2 protein-coding genes are annotated in these 2,817 nt (G+C 61.6%); one reads left to right on the top strand and one right to left on the bottom strand.

The window, feature by feature from the left end; all coding sequences use genetic code 11:
* On the top strand, positions 1-567 hold a 567-nt coding region (locus AWQ68_RS40265; RefSeq protein ID WP_218007263.1), incomplete at its 5' end, for a hypothetical protein.
* A 1,368-nt stretch (positions 568-1,935) separates the two neighbouring features.
* On the opposite strand, the gene AWQ68_RS40260 is transcribed toward AWQ68_RS40265, so the two are convergent.
* Positions 1,936-2,361, bottom strand: a complete 426-nt coding sequence (locus AWQ68_RS40260; protein WP_157546553.1) for a hypothetical protein — start codon at positions 2,359-2,361, stop codon at positions 1,936-1,938.
* Positions 2,362-2,817 lie beyond the last annotated feature (456 nt).

The raw sequence follows: 2,817 nt of genomic DNA, 5'->3' as shown, positions 1-2,817 counted from the left end.
GACGCATACTGGGCCGAGGCGCAGCCGTGGATGGTCGTACGGCGAGCGTCCTTCGCTGTTCCACTGGGTGTGATGGGTGTCGTCGCGATTGCGTTCATCGCCTCCTTGGCACCGGCTATAGCCCGTAAATCATTCATGAGTACATGGGATTTCGTGCTGGTCGCCGGAGTCGCTGCCGTTCTGTTATGGATCGTGATCATGATTGCGTGGACGTCGAATATAGGAGTGTCAGACAGGGGCATCACGGCGACAAACCTACTCGTGCGGCATCGCGTTCCGTGGAACGTGATCAGTTCGATCCGGCTGGATGATGGCATGGTGATACACCTGACCGACGGCCGGAAAGTGGGCTCGATCCAGTTCGGCGGATCGCTTGGTGGTGCGTTGCTCGGGTACCGGTCTCAGCGAAAATATGTGGAGCGGCTTAATGAGGCGCTAGCCGAATCCAGGAAGGCCGCATCCGCCGTCGGCGAATATCGGATGCGGGTTCGCATCCCCGCCGGGCCGCTGATCATGGCCTTCGCCGTGTTCTTCGTCCTCTTCGGTTCCATGATGCTTGTCGCCTGAAAGGCGTCGTTTGAGCGAAGCGACTTGCCATGCCGAAGAGCACCCGGTCCTGGATGTCTACGCGGCCGTACGTGACGCCTCGGGGCATCCCCTGGTTGTGGTGAACGTGCTGCTTCCCTCCGACCGTCACGAGTTGGAAGACGCCTATCCACTCGACTGCCCCTCGCGCCGCAGCGCCAAGAATGGCGATCACGTTTTATCGCCAGAGTCATGCAATCGAAGTGTAGAATTCGATTGCGACTCCGACGGCGATAAGGATTCCTACATACGCATCAAGCGGGCTGGGACGCGTCCAGACTGAGGGCTTCTTTCTTTCCTCTCGCTTCCCACTCCCTCCTGTTGGCGAAAGCATCCATGCCACTCCTCCTCGGAGGCTATGAACAAGGCACGCTGGAAAAGCGATGTACGCAAATGCGCCCAGCGGTGCAGCTATGCCTCTGACGATGTCGGACTCGACTTGATCGCCTGCGACGTATATCAGGAAGGCCACCGGTCCGCCGACGCAAAGGACAAAGAGCCATGCAAAGGCTCGCCATGCATGCGCCCAATATGCTTCGTGCCGGGACCATTCTTTCGGAGTCAGTTCCTTGATAACCGTCTGCCTGGACTCGCTAGGGTCACTTGCTGACACGATCAGCGAGAGAGGCCCGGCTAATATTCGAGCCAAAGCGGCGCTGGGATCCCAGAGGTTCACACATATCCGATCAGTCGTGATAATTCATGCCGTCAATGGCACAGAACAACGGTATCCGCCAGCCCTGCGTTCAACCAGGGCTTGATCGTTTGATCATGCTGATCAATCGCGCCACTGCCGCTTCCCGCGTACGTCAACTTTCCGGAGCGCGATAAGCCGATCTATCAGACGAGGCAGGGCGGCGGCGACCTACCCGGTGGCTACGGCATCTCACCTTTCATGCAAGCGGGTGAGTACCAGCTCGACGACGCGGCTCTCGTGGTAGACCTGCGGGAGGCGCGTCACGGGAAGCGGGCGCCCAGCCCGTACCGAACCGGGTTGCCGCGCTGCTCGATCTGCCGACCAAGAGCCGGGAGTTCCTGCGCTGGCGCCTCGTCGCACGTGAAGGTGAGTCAGGGGACCAACCTGGCCAGCGCCGACCCGCTGCCCGATAGCGTCCCCGACCATCTTCAGGTGCGTAAAGGCGTGCGGTTCGATCACATCATCGAGCAGATCACCCGCGCGGATGCCCTTGACCGACGAGGCCAAGCAGCTCGGCATGCCGAAGAACACTCCGGTCCTGGACGTGTACGCGGCCGTGCGTGACGCCTCGGGGCACCCCCTGGGTTGTGGTGAACGTGCTGCTTCCCGCCGACCGTCACGAGCTGGAAGACGCTTATCCGATCTCGTGAGCGCTATCCGCTACAGCGCCAGTCCCAGTCGCTGTCATGGGAGTCGAAGACCTGGACAATGACTCGGCGTAGTCCGCTCTCATCGGGATCTTCGAACCATAAGGAGATGTCCGCCTTTCCTTCGGCTCCCGCGATCCGGGTCTTGCCGTAATAGTTGCGGATCTCCTCCGCTGTGAGCGCCGTCTCAAGGGTGATCCTGATCCGGTAATCGCAGTAGTCGCCGCTTCCTCCAGTCATGTTCTTCGCGAAGAGCACGTCGTCGTCGAAGAAGTAGTGGCGGGTCCTCGGTGGAAGCGGGTACGCGCTGGCCCGCTTGTATAAGGCGTCCAGGCGTGCGTTGTCGCGCCACACCGGAATCATGATCAAGACGGACAGTGCGGCAAGCGGCACAACAATGGCCAGTGCGCATCCCCATAGAACCCGCTTCATGAGGCCGCACAGTAGGGCATAACGCCTCTTCGTTCCTCCGGTTTGATCACGCCCTCTGTGCCGCGCGCCTGCTTATCAGACCTGTTGGTCCCGGCGGTTGTTCCCGCACGGCTGCTACGTCGTCGGCGAGGTCGAGCCCGTCAAGGACTTCGACGCCTCGACCAATGGCCGGTACGTCCAGGCGCGCGACAAGCAAACGGGTATATCGACCGGTACGGTGTCGGCGATGATGGGCGGCTGTTCCGGACGAGGACGGGCGGCCTGATCTCCGGCTCCGCCTACGCCATGGTCTGGAAGGAAGCCCGCACATACGCGCTCACACCCGATCAGGTCGCCTCTCCCCTGGCGGCCCGGCCGTACGATCTGCGGCACGCGGCGGTCTCGCTCTGGCTGAACGCCGGGGTCCACGCCCCGGAAGCCGCGGAACGGGCCGGTCACGGAGTCGACGTCATGCTC

Origin of the sequence: Microtetraspora fusca (assembly GCF_001570365.1) — a bacterium.
Classification (GTDB): Bacteria; Actinomycetota; Actinomycetes; order Streptosporangiales; family Streptosporangiaceae; genus Microtetraspora; species Microtetraspora fusca.
Note: the sequence above shows the minus strand (reverse complement) of the source record. Positions and strands in the feature narration are given on the sequence as shown.